General features: G+C 67.5%; 17 protein-coding genes. 10 read left to right on the forward strand and 7 right to left on the reverse strand.

From position 1 onward, the window contains the following. Nucleotides 1-64: 64 nt before the first annotated feature. Both purD and ACO05L_RS09765 read right to left on the reverse strand, forming a co-directional pair. On the reverse strand, nt 65-1,342 hold the full coding sequence (gene purD, locus ACO05L_RS09760) for a phosphoribosylamine--glycine ligase (RefSeq protein WP_421728986.1): 1,278 nt from the start codon (nt 1,340-1,342) through the stop codon (nt 65-67). Between the two features lie 56 nt (nt 1,343-1,398). Beyond that, the gene (locus tag ACO05L_RS09765; protein WP_421728987.1) at nt 1,399-1,557 is read right to left on the reverse strand and encodes a hypothetical protein; all 159 of its coding nucleotides are present in this window, start codon (nt 1,555-1,557) and stop codon (nt 1,399-1,401) included. A 64-nt stretch (nt 1,558-1,621) separates the two neighbouring features. Here ACO05L_RS09765 and xseA point away from each other — a divergent pair, with 64 nt between their 5' ends. After that, a complete protein-coding gene (gene xseA, locus ACO05L_RS09770) occupies nt 1,622-3,247 on the forward strand; it encodes an exodeoxyribonuclease VII large subunit (protein ID WP_421728988.1) in 1,626 nt (541 codons plus the stop codon). A gap of 1 nt (nt 3,248) precedes the next feature. Here the strand turns inward: xseA and ACO05L_RS09775 are convergent, their stop codons facing one another. Then, nucleotides 3,249-4,139, reverse strand: coding sequence for an SGNH/GDSL hydrolase family protein (locus tag ACO05L_RS09775; RefSeq protein WP_421728989.1), 891 nt, complete (start codon nt 4,137-4,139; stop codon nt 3,249-3,251). A 187-nt stretch (nt 4,140-4,326) separates the two neighbouring features. Between ACO05L_RS09775 and ACO05L_RS09780 the strand changes: the two genes are divergently transcribed. The 3 genes from ACO05L_RS09780 (at nt 4,327) to ACO05L_RS09790 (ending at nt 6,076) form a co-directional block, all read left to right on the forward strand. After that, nucleotides 4,327-4,548, forward strand: a complete 222-nt coding sequence (locus ACO05L_RS09780; RefSeq protein WP_421728990.1) for a DUF2093 domain-containing protein — start codon at nt 4,327-4,329, stop codon at nt 4,546-4,548. Then, the gene (locus ACO05L_RS09785; protein WP_421728991.1) at nt 4,545-5,387 is read left to right on the forward strand and encodes a M23 family metallopeptidase; all 843 of its coding nucleotides are present in this window, start codon (nt 4,545-4,547) and stop codon (nt 5,385-5,387) included. Before ACO05L_RS09780 ends, ACO05L_RS09785 begins: the two co-directional genes overlap by 4 nt. A 146-nt stretch (nt 5,388-5,533) precedes the next feature. Then, complete coding sequence (locus ACO05L_RS09790; RefSeq protein ID WP_421728992.1) at nt 5,534-6,076, forward strand: response regulator; 543 nt, start codon at nt 5,534-5,536, stop codon at nt 6,074-6,076. Here the strand turns inward: ACO05L_RS09790 and ACO05L_RS09795 are convergent. Together ACO05L_RS09795 and ACO05L_RS09800 are read right to left on the reverse strand one after the other, a co-directional pair. Then, complete coding sequence (locus ACO05L_RS09795; protein WP_421731667.1) at nt 6,025-6,966, reverse strand: lysophospholipid acyltransferase family protein; 942 nt, start codon at nt 6,964-6,966, stop codon at nt 6,025-6,027. The two genes, ACO05L_RS09790 and ACO05L_RS09795, sit on opposite strands and share 52 nt — an antisense overlap. A gap of 55 nt (nt 6,967-7,021) precedes the next feature. Then, complete coding sequence (locus tag ACO05L_RS09800) at nt 7,022-7,792, reverse strand: SDR family NAD(P)-dependent oxidoreductase (protein ID WP_421728993.1); 771 nt, start codon at nt 7,790-7,792, stop codon at nt 7,022-7,024. On the opposite strand from ACO05L_RS09800, the gene ACO05L_RS09805 reads away from it, so the two are divergent. Both ACO05L_RS09805 and ACO05L_RS09810 read left to right on the forward strand, forming a co-directional pair. After that, nucleotides 7,791-7,913 (forward strand): hypothetical protein, encoded by a 123-nt coding sequence (locus ACO05L_RS09805; RefSeq protein WP_421728994.1) that lies wholly within the window; start codon nt 7,791-7,793, stop codon nt 7,911-7,913. The two genes, ACO05L_RS09800 and ACO05L_RS09805, sit on opposite strands and share 2 nt — an antisense overlap. Before the next feature lie 91 nt (nt 7,914-8,004). Next, on the forward strand, nt 8,005-9,279 hold the full coding sequence (locus ACO05L_RS09810) for an EAL domain-containing protein (RefSeq protein WP_421728995.1): 1,275 nt from the start codon (nt 8,005-8,007) through the stop codon (nt 9,277-9,279). Nucleotides 9,280-9,282: 3 nt separating this feature from the next. Here the strand turns inward: ACO05L_RS09810 and ACO05L_RS09815 are convergent, their stop codons facing one another. Further along, a complete protein-coding gene (locus tag ACO05L_RS09815) occupies nt 9,283-9,627 on the reverse strand; it encodes a glycine zipper domain-containing protein (RefSeq protein WP_421728996.1) in 345 nt (114 codons plus the stop codon). A 116-nt stretch (nt 9,628-9,743) separates the two neighbouring features. Between ACO05L_RS09815 and ACO05L_RS09820 the strand changes: the two genes are divergently transcribed. The 3 genes from ACO05L_RS09820 to ACO05L_RS09830 are packed head-to-tail and all read left to right on the forward strand — an operon-like array spanning nt 9,744 to nt 12,066. Next, entirely contained in the window at nt 9,744-10,613 is an 870-nt protein-coding gene (locus ACO05L_RS09820; protein ID WP_421728997.1) for a TIGR01459 family HAD-type hydrolase, read from the forward strand. A 41-nt stretch (nt 10,614-10,654) separates the two neighbouring features. Then, nucleotides 10,655-11,107 carry a MaoC family dehydratase gene (locus ACO05L_RS09825; protein ID WP_421731668.1) on the forward strand — a complete coding sequence of 151 codons (453 nt, stop codon included), beginning with the start codon at nt 10,655-10,657 and terminating at the stop codon, nt 11,105-11,107. A 23-nt stretch (nt 11,108-11,130) separates the two neighbouring features. Then, nucleotides 11,131-12,066, forward strand: a complete 936-nt coding sequence (locus tag ACO05L_RS09830; protein ID WP_421728998.1) for a bifunctional riboflavin kinase/FAD synthetase — start codon at nt 11,131-11,133, stop codon at nt 12,064-12,066. Here ACO05L_RS09830 and ACO05L_RS09835 read toward each other — a convergent pair. After that, complete coding sequence (locus tag ACO05L_RS09835; protein WP_421728999.1) at nt 12,063-12,602, reverse strand: DUF3828 domain-containing protein; 540 nt, start codon at nt 12,600-12,602, stop codon at nt 12,063-12,065. The genes ACO05L_RS09830 and ACO05L_RS09835 overlap by 4 nt on opposite strands. 273 nt (nt 12,603-12,875) lie before the next feature. Here ACO05L_RS09835 and ileS point away from each other — a divergent pair, with 273 nt between their 5' ends. Next, the gene (gene ileS, locus ACO05L_RS09840; protein WP_421729000.1) at nt 12,876-15,794 is read left to right on the forward strand and encodes an isoleucine--tRNA ligase; all 2,919 of its coding nucleotides are present in this window, start codon (nt 12,876-12,878) and stop codon (nt 15,792-15,794) included. Nucleotides 15,795-15,846 lie beyond the last annotated feature (52 nt).

Below are 15,846 nucleotides of genomic sequence, written 5' to 3' on the forward strand. Positions count from 1 at the left end.
AGATGTCGGGTTCGTCTTCAGGATCAATCGCAGGCTGGCCCATGACAGGACCATAACATGAACGTCAGCGCGGCTCCAGCGCCCGCCAGCCGATGTCTGAGCGGCTGAAACCGCCCGGCCAGTCGATCTTCCTGACCGCCGCATAGGCGCGCTCGCGGGCCTGGGCGATGTCGTCGCCCTCGGCGCAGACGCTGAGCACACGACCACCTGCGGCGACCAATTGACCGTCGGGACGACGCTTGGTTCCGGCGTGGAAGACCTGCACATGGGGACCGAAATCCTGCTCGGCGCCGCGGATGATCGAGCCTTCCAGCGGGCTGTCGGGATAACCCTTGGCCGCCATCACGACGCAGATCACCGTCTGGGGCTTGAAGGCCGGGGCCGGAACCTTGGAGACGTCGCCGCGCGCGCAGGCCAGCAACACCGGCACGATGTCCCCCGCCATGCGCATCATCAGCACCTGACATTCCGGGTCGCCGAATCGGGCGTTGAACTCGACGACCTTGGGACCTTCCGATGTCGACATCAGCCCGACGTAAAGGACCCCGCGATAGGGCGCACCCTCGGCCGCCATATGGGCCAGGGTCGGCTGGACGATGTCGCGGTCGGCGATCTCGACCATCTCTGGCGTGAAAACGGGCGCGGGCGAATAGGCGCCCATGCCGCCGGTGTTGGGGCCGGTGTCGCCATCGAAGGCGCGCTTGTGATCCTGGGCGCCGCCGAACAGCACCGCGCGCTGGCCGTCGCACAGGGCGAACAGCGAACCCTCCTCGCCGTCCATGAACTCCTCGATGACGACGCGGGCGCCGGCGGTGCCGAACCGGCCGCCCAGCATCCGCTCGATCTCGGCCTCGGCGTCACGCTTGTCGGGGCTGATGGCCACTCCCTTGCCAGCGGCCAGACCGTCGGCCTTGATCACATAGGGAGGCTTGAACACGCTGAGCGCGGCCTTGGCGTCGGCGACCTGGTCATAGACGCCGTATCCCGCCGTCGGGATTTCGTGGCGTTCCAGGAAGGCCTTGGAGAAGGCCTTGGAGGTTTCCAGCTGCGCCGCCTTGGCCGTGGGGCCGAAACAGGGGATGCCCGCCGCCGCCAGTCGGTCGGCCAGACCCGCCGCCAGCGCCAACTCAGGCCCGACCACGACCAGATCCGCCTTAATTTCGCGCGCCAGGGCCGCGAGCCCGTCGGCGTCATCGGCCTTCACATCGCCGCGCAGCTCCCCGAGTTTCTCCATGCCCGGATTGCCGGGCGCGATGACGAGCCGCCGGCACAGCGGCGACTGGGCGATTTTCCAGGCCAGGGCGTGTTCGCGCCCTCCCGATCCGACGAGCAGAATGTTCATAGGCGCGGAATGGCCGTGATGGCCTCTCTGGTCAAGCGGGCCTTGGCAAGAGCCGCCTAGAGCAGGGCCGAAACCGCATAGACAAGCGCCCCGGCCATCAGGATCAGGCCGATAATCAGCCAGGGACTGACAGCAGGTCCGTCGCTGCGGCGCTGAAGATCGCGTTCTCGCGGGTTCTGGTCTGCGGGATCGGTTCCGGGAGGGTCAGCGGCCATGAAAGACGAACGGCTCGCCGTTGGCGCCGTTCCCGCCAATGCTTCTCCGCGCTAGTCTGCAGCCATGTCAGACGACTCCTATGTGTTCGAAGGCCCAGCAGAGGCTGTGGCACCCGCGCGGGACAACAACCCGCCGCTGTCGATCAGCGAGCTTTCGTTCGCCCTGAAACGCACGCTGGAGGACCGGTTCGGCCATGTCCGGCTGCGGGGCGAGATCTCCAAGGTCAACCGCCACGCCTCTGGCCACGTCTATTTGACGCTGAAGGACGACAAGTCGGCCATCGACGGCGTGGTCTGGAAGGGCGCGGTGCGCGGTCTGGGCGTCCAGCCGGAAAGCGGCCTGGAAGTCATCGTCACCGGCAAGATCACCTCCTACCCGGCCCGGTCCTCCTATCAGATCGTCATCGAATCCATGGAGGCCGCCGGGGCCGGCGCCCTGCTGGCCCAGTTGGAGCGGTTGAAGGTCAAGCTCAGCGGCGAAGGCCTGTTCGAGGGCGCGCGCAAGAAGCCCATCCCCGCCTTCCCCACGACCATCGGCGTCATCACCAGTCCGACCGGCGCCGTGATCCGCGACATCCTGCACCGCATCGCCGAGCGCTGGCCGTGCCATGTCATCGTCTGGCCCGTGGTGGTCCAGGGCGACGCCGCCTGTGGCCAGGTCTCGAAGGCCATAAAGGGCTTCGATGCGATGACGCCGGGCGGCCCTATCCCGCGCCCCGACCTGCTGATCGTGGCGCGCGGCGGCGGCTCGGTAGAGGACCTGTGGTGCTTCAACGACGAGGGCCTGGCCCGCACTGTGGCGGCCGCGACCATCCCGATCATCTCGGCCGTGGGGCATGAGACCGACACCACCCTGATCGACTTCGTCTCCGACCGCCGCGCGCCGACCCCCACGGGCGCCGCCGAGATCGCCACCCCGGTCCTCAGCGACCTGCGCTTCGCGGTTTCGGACATGGAGCGTCGGCTGGACCGGGCCGGGGCCAGGCTGCTGGACGACCGTCGCACGCGGCTGCGGGCCGTCGCGCGCGGCCTGCCCGCCCGGCCAGAGGAACTGGTCGCCGTGGCCCAACAACGGCTCGACTACGCCGCCAGCCGCCTGGCTTCGGGTCTGACGCGAAACACCGACCTGCATCACCGCCGCCTGGTCACGGTGGGCGGCCGATTCGCCCCGGCCCTGCTGGAGCGCGCCATCGAACAGCGCACGGCACGTCTGGAGGGCCAATCCGCCCGCCTCGGTGCGGCCCTGGGCGCCAACGCCGCCGTGCATGAGCGTCGGCTGTTGAAAGTGGCGGGCCGCCTGTCGCTGGACCCGATCCATCGTCGCCTGGACCAGCGCGTCTCTCGCCTCGACAGCGTGTCGGCACGCCTGTCGCGGCCCGTGCCTCAGTCGCTGGAACGGGCCGAGGCCCGGCTCGCCGCCCTGAGCCGCGCCCTGACCAGCCTCGATCCCAAGCGGCCCAAGCCCGGATTCGCCCGCATCGACGACGCCGAGGGCCGGATGGTGGCCAGCGCCGCCGAGTTGACGGCCGGTCAGGCCATCACCCTCGTCTTCCCCGACGGCGCCCATGGTGCCCATGTCGATGGCGGCGACAGTGACGCGAGGCAGGCTGCGCCTCTTCCGGCATCCAAGCCCAAGCCGGCCCCGCCGCGCGCCAGGCCGCCGTCCATCGACCAGGGCGACCTGTTCTAGGTCAACGGGCGCCAGATGCCTGCGCCGCATTCAGAGCGGCGGAAATCGCCTGCGCCGTCGCCTCCGCGCCCGCAAGAGTGGGGTGGAAGGCGCCGCCCTTCACCTCGATCCAACCGTTGGTCCAGGGGGATGCAGAACAGGGGTCATGCCCGGCTCCGAGGACGTGCATGTCGACCAGGATGGCGCCGCCCGTTTTTGCCGCCGCGCGGGTCGTTGCGGCCAGTTGGTCGCCGACCTGACGCATCTGATCCGCCTCTGCCTGTGTCAGCCCGATCCGAGCGCAGGTTCCAGCACTCGGCAACAGGGTCGGATAGGTGGCCACGACCACGACGGCCTCGGGCGCCTGGGCGCGAACGGCGCGCAGGGTCTCGGTCAACTGGGCCTCGAGCCCGGCATAGTCGCGCTCGCCAGGCGCCTTTGGTCCCTTCCACAGCGTCCGGACCAGCCAGCCAAACACCGTGTCAGAGTCGCGCGCCGCCAGCAGGGACAGGTCCCCGACATAGCCGATGTCGTTGCCTCCCGCCGTCAAGGTCACCAGCCGGGTGTGGGCGTCGATCACCCGGATCTGCGGACCCTGGAAGACCTGTCCCCCGTGCAGCAGATGCCGGGTCACCGCCCCGCCGCAACTCATGTCGATGATGGCCAGGCCTCGCATCCGCGCCAGCTGCTGGGGATAGCCGTTGACGCTTCGGGCGCACAGCAGCGGACTGCCCCGTTCGAGCGCACCCAGCCCCGCCCCAGCCGCAAAAGAACTGCCCAGCGCGACATATTCAGGCCGCCCCTGAGGCGTGTGGCGTCCCTGAAGCCAGGCGACACCCACGCCTGCAACGACCGCCGCCAACACAAGCGTCAGCACAGCCAGACACGCACGACCCATCCATTTGCGAAACACGGGCAGACCTCCAGCCAAGCCGCCATCACGCATCGGCGGACGCGGGATCGCAAGGGCGAGGCCGCCGCTTCGCCGCATCGGCAAACGCGAACCGCCAGTGGGCAAACCCTCGGGCAGACAGCTGACGCCTGCGTGAACAGCCTACGCCGGTCTCGCGCCACCGCGCGAGCCGCGCTATCCTTGGCCCATGAACGCTCACGACCCCTCCTCCGCCGCCCCGGCCACCCTCCATTATGGCGACGGAGAGTTCGCCGTACTGAAACCCGGCGCCTTTGTGATCTGCGCCGTCAGCCAGCGGCCGATCCCGCTCGAAGGCCTGCGCTACTGGTCGGCCGAGCTTCAGGAGCCCTACGCCAGTCCGGCCGAGGCCCTGACGCGGATGGTTGCCGGATCGGGTCCAGCCGGGTGACAAACACCCGGCGGGGCGTGATGGTCGGCGCCGGATCGACGCTGATGGCCGGCCTCGCCCATGCGCAGAACCAATCCAACGACCTCGTCCTCAATGGCCGACTGATTCAGGGCGGTTACGCCATGGGCAAGACCTGGCCCCGCGCCCTGATCTTCGTTGACGGCGAGGCCCTGACCACGGCCTCACAGCGCGGCCTGTTCGTCGTCGGCTTCGACCGGGACGCCCCGGCCAGTGTCCGCATCGAGGCCCGCAGCCCATCCGCCCGTGCCGCGCGCACGCTCGACATCGCGCGCGGGACCTTTCCCTCGACCCGCATCAACGGCCTGCCACCCGCCACGGTCACACCCTCCGACCCGGAGCTGCTGGCCCGGATCGCGCGCGAGGTGGAGATGAAGGCGGAGGGCTTCGCCAGCCGTGTCGATGCCGACGATTTCAAGGACGGCTTCGCCTGGCCGCTGGACGCCTATCGCGTCACCAGCCTGTGGGGCAGTCAGAGGGTGCTGAACGGCACGCCCGCTCGGCCCCACTACGGCATCGACCTGGCCGCGCCCGCCGGCACGCCGATCCGCGCCCCCGCCGCAGGCACGGTCGCCTTCGCCCGACCGAGCATGCATTTCGAGGGCGGCCTTGTCCTGATCGATCACGGCCAGGGCCTGATCACCGCCTACCTACATCAGTCCCGCATCGACGTGAGCGCAGGCCAGCGGCTCGCGCAGGGCGAGATCATCGGCCGCGTCGGAGCGACCGGCCGCGCCACCGGGCCGCACCTTTGCTGGCGGATGAAATGGCGCGACCGCAACCTGGCCCCATCCCTGATGGTCGGCGCTGGCGCACCTTAGAACCCTGCCGACCATAGCCGCGGAAGCACACTCAAAAAGATTGTCCGCCTTGGCGACCTGACGGAATGAGGGATGATGGACCGCTCCGTGAAAACGCCGTAGTTTCAATACGCCTGCCGGATCACGGCACTCTGCCCTGGGCTCTCATGTCATCGCTCCATTCGCTGAACATCCTGCTGGTCGATGACAACCAGCACATGAGGGCGATCACAGGCGCGATCCTGAAGTCGGCAGGCGTTCGGCACATCCGCGAGGTTTCGGACGGCGCCATGGCGCTTCACTCCCTGCGCGAGCATCCGTCCGACCTGGCCATCGTTGACTTCAATATGTTCCCGCTGGACGGGGTCGAGTTTACCCGGCTGGTGCGCAACAGCCCCGACAGCGGCAATCCCTACCTGCCCATCATCATGATGACCGGCCACTCGGAAAAGGGCCGGGTTATGGAGGCGCGTGACGCCGGGGTGAACGAGTTCGTGGCCAAGCCGATCACGGCCAAGGCCCTGTTCGACCGCATCCAGGCCGTCATCATTCGCCCCCGCGCCTTCGTGAAGACCGAGGGCTATTTCGGCCCGGACCGGCGGCGGCTGAAGCCCGCGAAATACAATGGCCTCATGCGCCGGTCGTCAGACCCCCAGGCTCAGGACGCTCCGGCTTCGGACGCTGCGTCCGCGGAACCCAGCGCCGCATAGACCCGTTCGGGCCACCGCTTGTGGACCCAGAACCAGTCCTCGGGCCGTTCGCGCACACGATCCTCGACAAAGGTGGTCACGGCCTGGACGCCACGACGGATGTCGCCCGGCCGGTCGCCAGTGTTCTCGACCGTGATCGGCTCATGTGCGGTGACGCGGAACCGCACGCCCGGCAGCCGGACCACCGACATGGGCAACAGGACAGTCCCGAACCTCAGGGCCAGACGGGTCGGTCCCGGCGCGGCGTTCACCGGCTGATCAAAGAACGTGACCTCCGGGCCTTCCGAGAATTTCTGGTCGTTCAGCAGGGCCACGGACTCGCCTCGGCTCAGGCCCGCCAGCAGTTCCTTGGCGCCGTCCCCGCCCTTGGGCGCGAACATCCTGATACCGTAACGCTCGCGGCTGCTGCGGATGATCTGATCGACATAGGGGTTGTTGGTCGGGCGATAGGTCACCTGGCACGGCACCCCCGCCGCCAGGATCACGGCCGCCATGACCTCGAAATTGGCCAGGTGACCCGAGACGAACACCACGGGCCGACCGCTGTCGCGTATGGCGTGCAGCCGCTCCAGGCCGACGACGTCGATCCGTCCGCCCTCGGGCGTCAGACGATCCATCACGGCCAGTTCGGCGAAGGTGCGCCCCGTCTGATCCCATTGCGCCTCGGTCAGCGCCGCCAGCGCCTCGGCGTCCAGATCCGGGAAGGCGATACGCAGATTGCGGGCCACGGTCTTTCGCGTCCCCGTCAGCGGCCCCAGCTTGCGCAGCACCCAGCCGCCGAAGGCCGAGGCCCTCTCGACGCCCAGGGCGCGCAGCAGGGCGAACAGCCCAGAGAAGGCCAGCGCCTCCAGCCGCCATCTCAGGTCGCGCCAGACGCCGACCTCGCCCAGAACACTGACCGGCTTGGCGCTGCCCGGCTTGGCATTGACGGGGCGATTGTCGCGATCACCAGGCAATGGTGATCCCGCCGTCCACCACCAGGGTCTGGCCGGTCATATAGGCCGAGGCCGGCGACGCCAGATAGACGGCGGCGCCGGCGATCTCGTCGGGCTGGCCGATCCGCTTCAGGGGCGCCGGCTCGGTCACCTGCTTCAGCAGGTCGGGGTTCTCCCACAGGTATTTGGCGAAGTCGGTCTGGACCAGGCCGGGGGCGATGCAGTTGACCCGAATGTTCGACGGCCCCCACTCCACCGCCAGGTTGCGGGCCAGTTGCATGTCGGCGGCCTTGGAGATGTTGTAGGCGCCGATCAGGGCGTTGCCGCGCAGGCCGCCGATGGACGAGACGATGATGATCGAGCCGTTCTTTCGCTCCAGCATCTGGGGCGCGACCATCTGGATCAGCCAGTGGTTGGAGACCACGTTGTTCTGAAGGATCTTGCCGAACTGCTCGTCGTTGATGCCCGCCATCGGCCCGGCATAGGGGTTGGTCGCAGCGTTACAGACCAGGATGTCGATCTGTCCGAATGCAGCCAGGGTTTCGTCTGTCAGTCTTTGCAAGTCTTCCTTCGAGGCGATGTTGGCGGGCACGGCGATGGCGCGGCCCTCGCCGTATTTCGCATTGATCGCCGCGGCCGCCTCGTCGCAGGGGCCGGCCTTGCGCGACGAGATGACCACCCGCGCGCCGTGCTCGGCCAGTCGCTGGGCGATGGACAGGCCGATGCCGCGCGATGACCCGGTGATGACGGCGACCTTGCCGGTCAGGTCGAACAGTTCCATGCGTCGTCTCTCCGGGGATGCGGGTCTGTCGCCCGCGATTGCCGATAACGACCCCTACGGCGCCGCGACGGGTGGCGACAACGGTGACCCGGCGTCATCCGGGCGGTATTTCCGGCACTGATCGGCCAAGGGCACTAGCGGCGACTCAAGGTTACCCCGATACTCGAGCGATTCCACCCGGGAACGGCCTCTCGTTCCGCAGTTTGGCGGCCATGCGCGTACTGACAACCGGATTTTTGGCGTTTGGATACGTCTTCCTGGCGATGACGGTCGGCGCCTTCCTGTGGCGGGCTGGTCTTGGCCTCGGCCCCGGCGTGGCGGCGAGCCTGGGGACCCTCGGTTTGCTGGCGGCGATCCACGCCGTGGCCACAGGCCTCGCTGGGCGTCATGCCCTGAAGGCCGAGATCGCTCAGGTCCGCGATGCGCACCGCCTGCTGGCCGAGGTCATGGAAACCACCCAGGGCGCGATGACCGAACTGGCCCACGCCATCGAGGCCGGCGCGCTGACGCGGACCGAGGAACTGACCGGCGAGGTCCGTATCCTGGAAGACCTGATCCAGCAGATGAGCGAATCGATCGAGCAACGGCTCACGGTCACGCCCATGGTCGCGCCCGACAGTCCTGACGCTCGCCGCCACCAGCAGTCGAACCTTCTGCTGAAGACGGTCCACGACGCGCTCAGCGAGAACCGCGTCGACCTATATCTGCAGCCCGTCGTCAGCCTGCCGCAGCGGCGGACCATCTTCTACGAGAGCTTCACTCGGCTGCGCGATTCCACCGACCGGGTGATGATGCCCGCCGAATACCTGTCGGTCGCCGAGGGCGAGGGTCTGGTGCCCGCCATCGACAACCTGCTTCTGTTCCGTTGCGCCCAGATCGTGCGCCGGCTGGCCCGCCAGGACCGCAAGGTCGGGGTCTTCTGCAACGTGGCCCTGTCCTCCTTGGGCGATGAGACCTTCTTCCCGCAGTTCCTCGACTTCCTGTCCGAGAACCGCGATTTGAACCAGGCGCTGATCTTCGAGCTGGGCCAGGCGACCTTCGACGCGCGCGGCGCGGTCGAGGCCCGCAACATGGCGCGGCTGGCCGACCTGGGCTTCCGCTTCTCCATCGACAAGGTTCAAACACTGGACCTGAACTTCGCCGACCTGCAACGTTCGGACGTGCGCTTCGTGAAGGTGGCGGCCGACCTGCTGATCGAACAGCTTCTGGACCTGGACGGGGGTTCGCCCATTCCGTCCCTGCGCGACATTCAGGCCGCCGACTTCGCTGGCCTGACCCGCCGATACGGCATCGAGGTGATTGCCGAGAAATGCGAAACCGAGCGCCAGATCGTCGACATCCTGGAACTCGATATCGCCATGGGACAGGGCCATCTGTTCGGCGAGCCCCGCGCCATCAAGGAACAGGTGCTGGCCGAGACGGACCCGCCTGCCGACTTCGTCCGCTCGACCCTGCTCAGCGCCGAAAAGCGCCGCCGCTACGCCTGATCCTCAGTAGTAGCCGTAGTCGCCGCGGCGCGGCACTCGGTCATAGCCGTAGCGACCGTCGTTGTTATAGCCGCCGAAGCCATAGCCGCAGGGGTCTTCCCGCGCCGTCAACTGATTGCCCAGCAGCCCGCCCGCTGCCGCGCCGATGGCGGCGCCCTTCTCGCGATCACCGCTGCCGGCCAGAGCCGCGCCAATGGCCGCACCCAGAAGCGCCCCGGAAGCGGTGGCCCGCTCGCGGTTGACGGCATAGTCGCGCTCGCACTGTGAGGCGTATCCGCCGTTGGTGGCGCAGGCCGCCATAGCCGCAGTGCTTGCGGCCAGGACGCCGGCGATCATCATCTTGCGCATGGTGTGTCTCTCCAGATCCGATGCGACCTCAACTCCCCAACCAGCGTGGCCGTTCCGAACCGCCGCCTTCACCCGGGCCGCTTCACCCAGGCAGGGAGACCGGCTAGACAGCCGCCATGACCCTGCCCCACGCCCTCAACGGTCTCTCCGAGATCGCCGCCGACTATGACATCCTGCTTTGCGACGTGTGGGGCGTGATCCACAACGGCCGCGAAAGCTGGGCCGAGGCCTGCGAGGCCCTGGCGCGGTTCAACCGCGAGAATGGGCACGTCGTCCTGATCTCCAACTCGCCCCGCCCCGCCTCCGACGTCGTCGCCCAGCTGGACGGCCTGGGCGTGCCGCGCGAAAGCTGGAAAGCCTTCGTCACCTCCGGCGACGCCACCCGCGCCGAACTGGCCAAGCGGGCGCCCGGCCCGGTCTGGATCATCGGTCCGGACCGTGACATGGTCCTGTACGAAGGTCTGGGGCTGGATCTGGCGACCAACGCCGAAGACGCCGCCTTCATCTCCGTCACCGGCATGATCGACGATGAGACCGAGACGCCCGAACATTATCGTGATCGCCTCACGCCCGCCGCCGAGCGGGGGCTGGAGCTGATCTGCGCCAACCCCGATCGCATCGTCCAGCGTGGGGACCAGATCATCTATTGCGGCGGCTCCCTGGCCGACCTTTACGAAGACCTGGGCGGACGGGTGACCATGGCCGGCAAGCCCTTCGCCCCCATCTACGACCTGGCGATGACTGAGGCTGAGCGCCTGCTGGGCCGAGCGCCAGACCGTTCGCGCGTTCTGTGCATCGGCGACGGAGTGATCACCGATGTCCTGGGCGCAAACCAGCAAGGCCTGGATTGCCTGTTCATCGCCCAGGGCATCCACGGCGACGCTGCAAAAGGTGCAGACCGCCGTCTGGACCCGGCCTTGGCCGCCGATCTGCTGAAGGCCGAGACGACCTATGCCCGCTATGCCGCGCTCGATCTGAAGTGGTGACTATCGCCAAATCGCCGCAGCCCGGCTAACACCCCCCTATGATTACCGGACCACACCCCTCGGGCGGCTATATCCTTGAAGAGCTTTCGGTCGGCATGGTCGCCGAAAAGCCCGTGACCATCACCGAACAGCGCATCCAGCAGTTCGCCGAGGCGTCCGACGACTTCAACCCTGTCCACATGGACGAAGCCTTCGCCGCCAAGACGGCCTATCGCGGGCGAATCGCCCACGGCCTGCTCAGTGCGTCTTTCGGCTCGGCCGTGGTCGGCACCATCCTGCCCGGCGCCGGCGCCATCTACCTGAGCCAGACCCTGGCCTTCCATAAGCCGGTCCGTATCGGCGACGTAGTCGTGGCCCGAATCACCGTCTCGTCCGTGGACGAGGTCAGCGCCCGCGTCGTGCTGAAATGCGAAGGCTATGTCGGCGACGACATGATCATGGACGGCGAGGCGACCGTCCGCGTCCCTCGCCGCCGCCGTCCCGCCAAGGACTGAGACTTCGTCCAAGGATTGATTCTATGACCATTCAGGTCATCCGCGACTGGCGCGACCTGCCCGACACCTCGAAGGGCGCCGCCGTCGCCATCGGCGCTTTCGACGGCGTCCATCGTGGGCATCAGGCCGTCATCGTTGCCGCGAAAGTCGTCGCCGACCAGATCGGTGCGCCGCTGGGCGTGGTCAGTTTCGCCCCGCATCCGCGACGCTGGTTCCAGCCGGACGCGGCGCCGTTTCGCCTGATGACCCTCGACCAGATGGCGCGGGCGCTGGAGCCGCTGGGCGTGGAACGCTTTTATGTCCTGCCCTTCGACGCCGAGATGGCGGCGATGAGCGACACGGATTTCACTGAAAAGGTTCTCCACACCGGCCTGGGCATTCGCCACGCGGCGGTCGGCTTTGACTTCACCTATGGCAAGGGCCGGACCGGATCGCCCCAGGCCCTGGCCGCCCAAGGCGAAGGCCTTGGCTTCACCGTTTCCAGGGTGAGCCGCCACGACGACCCCCACGGCTTGAAACTGTCGTCCAGCGCCGTGCGAGAGGCCTTGAAGGCCGGGGACATGGACCGGGCCGCCGTCATCCTGGGCCGCCCCTTCGCCATCGCAGGCGAGGTCGTTCACGGCGAGAAGCGAGGCCGCACCATAGGCGTGCCGACGGCCAATGTGCGACTGGGCGGCTATATGCGCCCAGCCTACGGCGTCTACGCAACCCGCACCCGTCTGCCGGATGGTCGCGTCATCGACGGCGTCGCCAACCTGGGCGTCCGTCCCATGTTCGAGATCGAGGAGCCCCTGCTCGAGGTCTGGCTGTTCGATTTCAACGAGAGCCTCTACGGCCAGACGGTCGAGACGGAACTGGTCGCCCTGCTGCGCGGCGAGATGAATTTCGACAGCCTGGACGCCCTCAAGGTCCAGATCGACGCCGATGCGGAGGCTGCCAGGGCCGTGCTGAAACCCTAGCCCCCCGCCGCCTCGATAAGCTTGATCGTCTCGTCCTGCACCGACTTGCCGTCGGCGCCGACGATGTCGTCCACCTTCCAGTTACCGCCCTCGCGCTGCAGCTTCAGCGTCTGGCGGGTGGTCTCGCCGGCGTTGGTGAAGACCACGGCCGCGTCCGCCGCATTGGTCCCGCCCTGGGTCACCACGACCGAATCGAGCGTGAAGACCCCCTGATCCTGGCAGCCGCAGATCAGGTCGTAGTTCAGCGACGGAACCTCGCCCTTGGCGATGCGGAAGTCGGCGCCGATCGTGGCGTTCATCATCCGGGTATAGATCGGGTCCTGACCTGGCGCGGGCGGGGCCTCGCGCGGCCCTCCAGCCACGAACGGCGCGTACAGGGCGCGGACGAAGGCTTCGGGCGTCGTCCCCGCCGCAGCATAGATTGCCTGGCGTCCAGGCGGCGAGGTCTCGGCGGCCGGCGGTTTGGCGGGCTGAGCCGTCTGGTCGGAACAGGCGGAAATGGTGGCTACCGCAACAATGATCGGGATGAGACGCATGGCTTCCTCCGGCTCTGCCCGGACTATCCGGCCCGCGCCCCGAACTGACAAGCATCCGATCCACCGCCAAGGCTGGCGCATCGGCCTTTGGCTCTGCTAGACAACGCCAACCATGACCGTCCGCGTCCTTATTCGCCCGATTTCGATTAGCCGCCCGGCGTAGCGCCGTGGGCTGACTTCAGCCCCGCCCACGCTGGGATCGACTGCTTCGCCTGCCGAAGCCCAAATCGAGACACCGCGAACGATCACCCCAAGACGCCGAGACTTTTCCGCATGGCCGACGACACCTCCACCGCTCCCGCCGCCCGCGATTACCGCGAGACGGTCTTCCTGCCCGAGACCCCCTTCCCCATGCGCGGCGGCCTGCCGCAGAAGGAGCCGTTGATCATCGAACAGTGGGGCGACCTGTACGGAACCCTGCGCGCGACCCGTCAGGCCCAGGGCGCGCCTCTGTATGTGCTGCACGACGGCCCGCCCTACGCCAACGGCGACATCCATATCGGCCATGCGCTGAACAAGACGCTGAAGGACTTCGTCGTCCGGTCGCAGTTCCTGCTCGGCAACGACGTTGACTATGTGCCCGGCTGGGACTGCCACGGACTGCCGATCGAGTGGAAGATCGAGGAACAGTTCCGCGCCAAGGGCCGTCGCAAGGACGAGGTTTCCAAGGAAGAGTTCCGCACTGCCTGCCGCGAATACGCAGGCAAATACATCGACCTGCAGCGCGACCAGTTCAAACGCCTGGGCATCACCGGCGACTTCGCGAACCGCTATGCCACGATGGACTTTGCGTCCGAGGCGGCCATCGTTACCGAGTTCCACAAGTTCAAGAACTCTGGCCAGCTGTATCGTGGCTCCAAGCCGGTCATGTGGTCGCCCGTCGAGCGCACGGCACTGGCCGACGCCGAGATCGAGTACCACGACCACGTCTCGCCCACGATCTGGGTCAAGTTCCCGGTCATCGCCGCGTCCGACGACCATGACGACGACCTTCTGGCCTTCCGCAACGCGACGCCCTCGATCGTCATCTGGACCACCACGCCCTGGACCATCCCGGCCAACCGGGCGATCTCCTATGGCCCCGAGATCAGCTACGGCCTCTATGAGGTCCAGGCGATGGAGACGGGGCTGGAGTTCGAACCCTGGGCCAAGGCGGGCGACCGCCTGATCGTCGCCGACAAGTTGGCCGAAGACGTGTTCAAGGCCGCCAAGATCGCCGCCTGGACCCGTATCGACGCCATCAATCCGTCGGGGCTGGAGTGCGCCCACCCTCTGGCTGCGCTCGATCCCGGCTATGGCTTCTCTGTGCCCCTGCTGTCCGGGGATCACGTCACCGACGACGCGGGTACGGGCTTTGTCCACACCGCGCCGGGCCACGGCGCCGACGACTTCGAGGTCTGGAAGGCGCACGGCCACAAGGAAGTGCCCGACACCGTCGATCCCGACGGGGCCTATTACGACCACGTCCCCCTGTTCGCCGGCCTCAAGGTGTTGGAGACCGAGGGCAAGAAGACCGGCAAGTTCGGCCCCGCCAACGGCGCGGTGATGGAAAAGCTGATCGCGGCGGGGACGCTGCTGGCGCGCGGCCGGATGGAGCATTCCTATCCGCACTCGTGGCGCTCCAAGGCGCCGATCATCTTCCGCAACACCCCCCAGTGGTTCATTCGCATGGATCAGCCCCTGAAGTCGGGCGACACCCTGCGCGAGACGGCGCTGAAGGCCATCGACCATACCGACTTCCACCCCGAGGCCGGGCGCAACCGCATCCGCTCCATGGTCGAGGGCCGTCCCGACTGGCTGGTCAGCCGCCAGCGCGCATGGGGTACGCCTCTGGCCATGTATATGGACAAGCAAACCGGCCAGCCGCTGCATGACGATGACGTCGACGCCCGCATCGTCGCCGCCATAGCCGAGCATGGCGCCGACATCTGGTTCACCGCGCCGGACAGCGACTTCCTGGGCGGCCATGACGCCGACCGCTACGAAAAGATCGAGGACATCCTCGACGTCTGGTTCGATTCCGGCTCGACCCACGCCTTCACTCTGGACCCGCGCCTGCCCGAGAACGGCTATGTCGGTGACCGTCCGACCCACTGGCCCGCCGACCTCTATCTGGAAGGTTCGGACCAGCACCGCGGCTGGTTCCAGTCGTCCCTGCTGGAAGGTTGCGGCACGCGCGGCCGTGCGCCGTACAAGGCCGTCCTGACCCATGGCTTCACCCTGGACGAAAACGGCGAGAAGCAGTCCAAGTCCAAGGGCAACACCACCGACCCTCTGGTTGTCATCAAGGAATCCGGCGCCGACATCCTGCGCCTGTGGGTCGCCCTGGTGGACTATTCCGAGGACCAGCGGATCGGCAAACAGATCCTGCAGACCACGGTCGACGCCTATCGCAAGCTGAGGAACACGGTCCGCTATCTGCTCGGCGCGCTGGAAGGTTTCGACGAGGCCGAGCGGCTGACCGACTACGAGCAGATGCCGCCGCTGGAGAAGTTCATTCTCCACCGCCTGCATGAACTCGATGCCCATGTCCGCAAGGCCTATGCCGAGTATCGCTTCCAGGATGTCGTTCGGCCGGTGCTGGAGTTCTGCTCCAACGACCTGTCGGCCCTCTATTTCGACATCCGCAAGGACAGCCTCTACTGCGACCGCCCCGACGCGATCCGCCGTCGCGCGGCCCGCACGGTGATGGACGAAGTCTTCATGCGCCTGACCGCCTGGCTGGCCCCACTGACCCCCTTCACCATGGAAGAGGCCTGGACGACCCGCTTCCCGGACGCGGAGACTAACTGCGCGCGGGTGATCCCCCAGACGCCGGATCAGTGGCGCAATGCAGCGGAGGCCCAGCGCTGGGCCGGCGTCCAGTCCCTGCTGGAAGTGGTCAACGAGAAGCTTGAGGAATCGCGGCGCGCCAAGACCATCGGCGGGGCGCTGGACGCCTGGCCGACCGTGACGGCGCCTGCCGAAGCCTTCGCCCCGTTCGACGGCCTCGACGCCGCCGAGGTGTTCCGCACCTCGGGCGCCGAACTGGTCGTCGGCGGCGACGCCCCCGTCGTCGAGGTCAATCTAGCCGATCATCCCAAATGCGCCCGTTCCTGGCGGCGTGTCCCGGACGTCGGCTCGGACGCTGACTATCCCGAGCTGAGTGCTCGCGATGCGGACGCCGTGCGCTACTGGGACGCGCAACGCTAACACCACCTCCGCTCATCCCGGCGAAAGTCGGGATGAGCGGAATGAGGACTTA

The sequence above is a fragment of the Brevundimonas sp. genome (assembly GCF_965227765.1).
In the GTDB taxonomy this organism is placed as follows: domain Bacteria; phylum Pseudomonadota; class Alphaproteobacteria; order Caulobacterales; family Caulobacteraceae; genus Brevundimonas.

Coding starts and splice junctions, on each gene's coding strand:
- purD (WP_421728986.1), bottom strand. CDS start 1,342: ATGAACATTCTGCTCGTCGGATCGGGAGGGCGCGAACACGCCCTGGCC.
- ACO05L_RS09765 (WP_421728987.1), bottom strand. CDS start 1,557: ATGGCCGCTGACCCTCCCGGAACCGATCCCGCAGACCAGAACCCGCGA.
- xseA (WP_421728988.1), top strand. CDS start 1,622: ATGTCAGACGACTCCTATGTGTTCGAAGGCCCAGCAGAGGCTGTGGCA.
- ACO05L_RS09780 (WP_421728990.1), top strand. CDS start 4,327: ATGAACGCTCACGACCCCTCCTCCGCCGCCCCGGCCACCCTCCATTAT.
- ACO05L_RS09790 (WP_421728992.1), top strand. CDS start 5,534: ATGTCATCGCTCCATTCGCTGAACATCCTGCTGGTCGATGACAACCAG.
- ACO05L_RS09805 (WP_421728994.1), top strand. CDS start 7,791: ATGCGTCGTCTCTCCGGGGATGCGGGTCTGTCGCCCGCGATTGCCGAT.
- ACO05L_RS09800 (WP_421728993.1), bottom strand. CDS start 7,792: ATGGAACTGTTCGACCTGACCGGCAAGGTCGCCGTCATCACCGGGTCA.
- ACO05L_RS09810 (WP_421728995.1), top strand. CDS start 8,005: ATGCGCGTACTGACAACCGGATTTTTGGCGTTTGGATACGTCTTCCTG.
- ACO05L_RS09815 (WP_421728996.1), bottom strand. CDS start 9,627: ATGCGCAAGATGATGATCGCCGGCGTCCTGGCCGCAAGCACTGCGGCT.
- ACO05L_RS09820 (WP_421728997.1), top strand. CDS start 9,744: ATGACCCTGCCCCACGCCCTCAACGGTCTCTCCGAGATCGCCGCCGAC.
- ACO05L_RS09830 (WP_421728998.1), top strand. CDS start 11,131: ATGACCATTCAGGTCATCCGCGACTGGCGCGACCTGCCCGACACCTCG.
- ACO05L_RS09835 (WP_421728999.1), bottom strand. CDS start 12,602: ATGCGTCTCATCCCGATCATTGTTGCGGTAGCCACCATTTCCGCCTGT.
- ileS (WP_421729000.1), top strand. CDS start 12,876: ATGGCCGACGACACCTCCACCGCTCCCGCCGCCCGCGATTACCGCGAG.